Origin of the sequence: Streptococcus pluranimalium, from assembly GCF_047785745.1 — a bacterium.
GTDB lineage: Bacteria > Bacillota > Bacilli > Lactobacillales > Streptococcaceae > Streptococcus > Streptococcus pluranimalium_B.
In genome coordinates, this window is the sequence record NZ_JBLOJT010000123.1 from 1 (window position 1) to 4,645 (window position 4,645).

4 protein-coding genes are annotated in these 4,645 nt (G+C 38.6%); all 4 read right to left on the reverse strand.

Features of this window, described 5'->3' with window-relative positions:
- Positions 1 to 584: 584 nt before the first annotated feature.
- From der to nrdR, 4 genes are read right to left on the reverse strand one after another with little or no spacing between them, the layout of a single operon-like run.
- On the reverse strand, positions 585 to 1,895 hold the full coding sequence (gene der, locus ACMZ6U_RS09400; RefSeq protein WP_104967322.1) for a ribosome biogenesis GTPase Der: 1,311 nt from the start codon (positions 1,893 to 1,895) through the stop codon (positions 585 to 587).
- A 58-nt stretch (positions 1,896 to 1,953) separates the two neighbouring features.
- Positions 1,954 to 2,856, reverse strand: a complete 903-nt coding sequence (gene dnaI, locus ACMZ6U_RS09405) for a primosomal protein DnaI (RefSeq protein ID WP_416108196.1) — start codon at positions 2,854 to 2,856, stop codon at positions 1,954 to 1,956.
- Between the two features lie 2 nt (positions 2,857 to 2,858).
- A complete protein-coding gene (locus ACMZ6U_RS09410) occupies positions 2,859 to 4,031 on the reverse strand; it encodes a helicase loader (protein WP_416108197.1) in 1,173 nt (390 codons plus the stop codon).
- On the reverse strand, positions 4,031 to 4,504 hold the full coding sequence (gene nrdR, locus ACMZ6U_RS09415; RefSeq protein WP_416108198.1) for a transcriptional regulator NrdR: 474 nt from the start codon (positions 4,502 to 4,504) through the stop codon (positions 4,031 to 4,033). The genes ACMZ6U_RS09410 and nrdR overlap by 1 nt, the downstream gene beginning before the upstream one ends.
- Positions 4,505 to 4,645: the final 141 nt, after the last annotated feature.

The window sequence follows — 4,645 nt, forward strand, 5'->3', positions numbered from 1 at the left end:
TTAAAAAACTGCTGGTCTGGTCCAGAGCATAAAGTGCAACTGAAACAGACATTCAGCAGTGGTTGTTTGAAACCTCTCCTTTAAACAAGTCTACAGGAGAAACACTAAAAAGAGTAAATCATGGAGCGTTCCTCCTAACCATTGCGTTAGTTAAGAGGTTACGACGATTTTATAGTGAGATTGAGCTTTATGCCCAGTCACTCCATTTCTAAGATAACTTATTTACTAGTGTAAATTCCTCATAGAGCAAGTAACTCCATCAAGCATTTAAGATTGACTCCAAACGACTAACCGACCTATCGTTTTCTCCAATTCTTTCCCTTGCGTATCATTTAACTTTTCCATTTTAGAATTATGTCCAGGAACAGTGCCAACATGCGTCTTCACTTGTCCTTCTTTATTAGACTTCCAAAACCAATTAATACTCATTGAAAATCAAAATCTGATATTGTCAAGTTTACCTTGATGAACTTTAGTTCTAGCTACGACGCTTTTTCTAGTCAGATTTTGATTTTCTTCGAGTATAATAATAGTTTTTTCATAAATTACCTAAAAAGCGACCACAGTCGCTGTTTTCTATAATATTAACTACGTTTACGTGCGATGAGATGGATTGGAGTTCCTTCAAAGCCAAAGGCTGCACGAATTTGATTTTCCAAGAAACGAAGATATGAGAAGTGCATGAGTTCTTCTTCATTCACGAAGATAACAAAGGTTGGTGGTTTAACCGCCACTTGAGTACCATAGAAAATTTTGAGACGTTTCCCTTTATCCGTCGGCGTAGGATTAATGGCAATGGCATCCATAATGACATCGTTAAGTACTGCTGACGGAATTCGACGATTCTGACTTTCACTGATACGCTTAATCATCTCAGGCAATTTATTGAGACGTTGTTTCGTTTCAGCTGAGACAAAAATAATTGGCGCATAAGTCAAGAACTGGAAATTGTCGCGGATATCCGCTTCCCATTGACTGACAGTATGGTTATCTTTTTTGATCGTGTCCCATTTATTAACAACGATGATAATCCCTTTGCCTGCTTCATGAGCAAAACCAGCAATACGCTTATCATAGTCTCGGATACCTTCTTCAGCATTAATGACCATAAGAACGACATCTGATCGGTCAATAGCACGCATGGAGCGCATAACAGAATACTTTTCTGTACTTTCGTAAATTTTACCAGATTTACGCATTCCTGCAGTATCAATCATGGTGTATTCTTGCCCTTCGCTGTCTGTAAAGTTTGTATCAATAGCATCGCGAGTTGTTCCAGCCACTGGACTAGCAATCACACGTTCTTCACCTAAGATGGCATTGATAAGACTTGATTTGCCAACATTCGGACGTCCAATCAAACTAAATTTGATGATATCTGGATTCTCCTCCTCATGTTCAGACGGAAGATTTTCCACAATGGCATCCAAAACATCACCTGTACCAATACCGTGAACAGATGATACTGGGAAAGGATCTCCTAGACCTAATGTATAGAAATCATAAATTTCAGCACGCATTTCCGGATTATCCACTTTGTTCACTGCTAGGATGACCGGTTTATTCGTTTTGTAAAGGATACGTGCGACATATTCATCAGCATCGGTCACACCTTCTTTGGCAGACACAACAAAAACAATAACATCGGCTTCTGTCATAGCAATATCAGCTTGATGCTTGATTTGTTCCATAAATGGTGCATCGACATCATCGATACCTCCTGTATCGATCAATGAAAACTGGCGATTAAGCCATTCAGCACTAGTATAAATACGGTCACGTGTCACTCCTTCCACATCTTCAACGATGGAAATACGTTCACCCGCAACACGGTTAAATAGCGTCGATTTCCCCACATTGGGACGTCCGACAATAGCAACTGTTGGTAAGGACATAATGTCTCCCTATCTTTTTCTATAATTATTTTGATAAGTTCCAAGGTGTACTTGATCCTTATCTTCTATTTTCACCCTGCAAGTGGGTCTCTTTAGCTAAAAAGCGTACACGCTCCATGACTCGTTTTGCCTGCCATGTTTCGTCTCCGTTTCGACCATTAGCCAATTTTCGTTCTAAATCCGCAAAACTGTAATTTGACGTAAAGAAAGTTGATAAGTTTTCTTGCATACGGTATTGCAGAATCACTTGCAAAACCTCGTCACGTACCCATGATGAGGTTTGCTCTGCACCAATATCATCAAGCACCAAAACTTCACTGGTTTTAACAGCATCAATCTCATCTTTGACCGAATCCGTTTTTATCGCATTTTTGATATCAATGGTAAAGCTTGGGTAATGCAGGATCGTTGTCAGGGCATTTTTCTTCTCTGACAACTCATGCGCCAAAGCTGCCATGAAAAAGGATTTTCCAACCCCCATATCCCCATAGAGATATAGTCCTTTCTGGTCAGGACTAGGGTACTGGCTAATAAAGTCAACCAAACTTTCATAAACATCTAGACGTTTAACATCATCCAATAAAACATCATCAAATGAAATGGATTTATAGGATTTTGGCAAACTAACCAGATTAATCCGATTTTCAATCGCTTTTTGTTCCTGCGCTTCTTTTAGCTCCCTTGTTTCCAAGTAGGTGACATCCGCATAGCCCTCATTCATGGTTAAAATAGGCTCGTAACCTTTGGCAATATAACTGTCTTCCTGATCTTGGAATTTACGACGTTCATTAATGAATTGATTAAACTTTGGTAAACTCCGTTTGATTTCATCTTGTGTCAAGCCATGTTGATTGATAAAAGTCACTACATCAGGATCTGACAAGATCAACTGGGTCACCTGGTTAGCATCGAAATGCCTAGAATGTCCCGACTTGTTTAAAGTTTGTCCTACTTTTTCCATGATCAGTCCTTTCTAAGGCGTTCCAAAGCCTTACGTCTTGCTTCCTCTAATCGTTTTTGTTCTTCATCAGACGTCTCATTTTGATAATCCTGATTGCTCCACTCAGGAATGTTAGGTTTTACTGATTGTTTCGAGGATGCTTGAGTTGATTTAGAGGTTCTATTTGAAAAATCGCGCATCTTTAAGACAGCTATTTCAGCCTTATTAATATCTTGATAGGCAAAGTCATTAGCTATCTTCATAGCGTATTTTTTATTCACATTGGCTGAATTGGTTTTCATGATGGTATAAAGCACAATAACATTGATCACTTCATCCAAAAACCCCATTTTAGCCAAGTCTAGAAGCAACTGCCTCTCATCATGTGTGATTGACGCTTTTCGTGTCTTCTTGATTTTCGCCAAGAAAACATCTGCCCTATCGAGCTTTGCTTGTTTGACAAGAATAGCTTCTTGAGCCGTTAATTCTCCTGATTTAACAGGAATTCCCTTAGATTGCTTTTTTTGGGTTTTCATTCTTGACAGAGAAATCGTCAAATTGACAGCCGTTTCCTTAGCTAGCAGATAAGTGTCATACCAGGTCATTTGATGATTTTCAGCGATACGATACAAGCCGATAACGTCTGATTTTTCTTGAGCAAAAGACAAGCCATCACGCTTCATCAGATTTTTAAAAGCTTCCAAATCAAAACTTTCTTTCGTATTGTTATTTTCTTTTAAAAGAGCAACTTGTCCTTGATCGTCAAAGACATCTGAAAATTTCTTAGACAAATTCTGAGCATTTTCTGGTAACACAAGATCAATCTCACCGACAGCGACTTCCCCAATTTTTTGTATCAACAACTGTCGATATAAAGAGACCTTCAAAAAAGCTTCGGTTGATAAGGGAGCTTTTAGATTGATCAGATAGGAGTCCCTATGCTGATAGAAAGCAACTAAGTCCATTGCTGTCAAGGTTGCCAACGCTGTTTCAAAAGCTGACATTCCCATCAACGTGTGGTTGAGAATCTCTGAAAACTTATGTTTTTTAGTGCCATCATCCTTAAAGACAACCAAATAATGATATAGACTGAAGGCATCTTGACCAATAATGGGATAATAACAGGTCATGAGAGCTTCCGGAGCCACATCGACAACATTACCTTTTACAAATGAAAATTCATCAATAGGTCTCATTAACTACCCTTTTTTCCACGAACACGATTGGTAATCTGTTGCAACAATTCTTCGATTTCATCAACATCTTTAAAACTACGGTATACGGAAGCAAAACGAACATAGGTGATTTCATCAAGCTCTGCTAATTCATCCATCACCATGTTACCAATAACTGTACTTGGAACTTCATTTTCATAGTTACTACGGATAGCCTGCTCGATTCGACTGATGACATTTTCGATGTCCTCACTCGAAACTGGGCGTTTCTGTGAACTCATGATGATACCATGTAAGATTTTATCTCTTGAAAAGGCTTCCCTAGTCCCATCTTTTTTGACCACCAATAGTGGTAGCTCTTCCACTCGCTCAAAGGTTGTGAATCTATTTTGACAATGATCACATTCGCGACGTCTTCTGATAGTTGTCCCCTCTTCGGCTTGACGACTATCAACGACACTAGATTTTGTAGTATGACATTTTGGACAACGCACAAAAAACACCCCATCTTTCTTTATATAATGACTACTAAAGCTTTATTTAAAAACTTCAAAAAAACAATTATTATAGTGAGCTTGTAATACTTAATTATAGCATATCTTGAAATAGAAATAAAACCACCAGACTGAACTGCA

Bases quoted from the DNA above. Each gene is read 5' to 3' on its own strand.
- der (WP_104967322.1), bottom strand. From the start codon at position 1,895: ATGTCCTTACCAACAGTTGCTATTGTCGGACGTCCCAATGTGGGGAAA.
- dnaI (WP_416108196.1), bottom strand. From the start codon at position 2,856: ATGGAAAAAGTAGGACAAACTTTAAACAAGTCGGGACATTCTAGGCAT.
- ACMZ6U_RS09410 (WP_416108197.1), bottom strand. From the start codon at position 4,031: ATGAGACCTATTGATGAATTTTCATTTGTAAAAGGTAATGTTGTCGAT.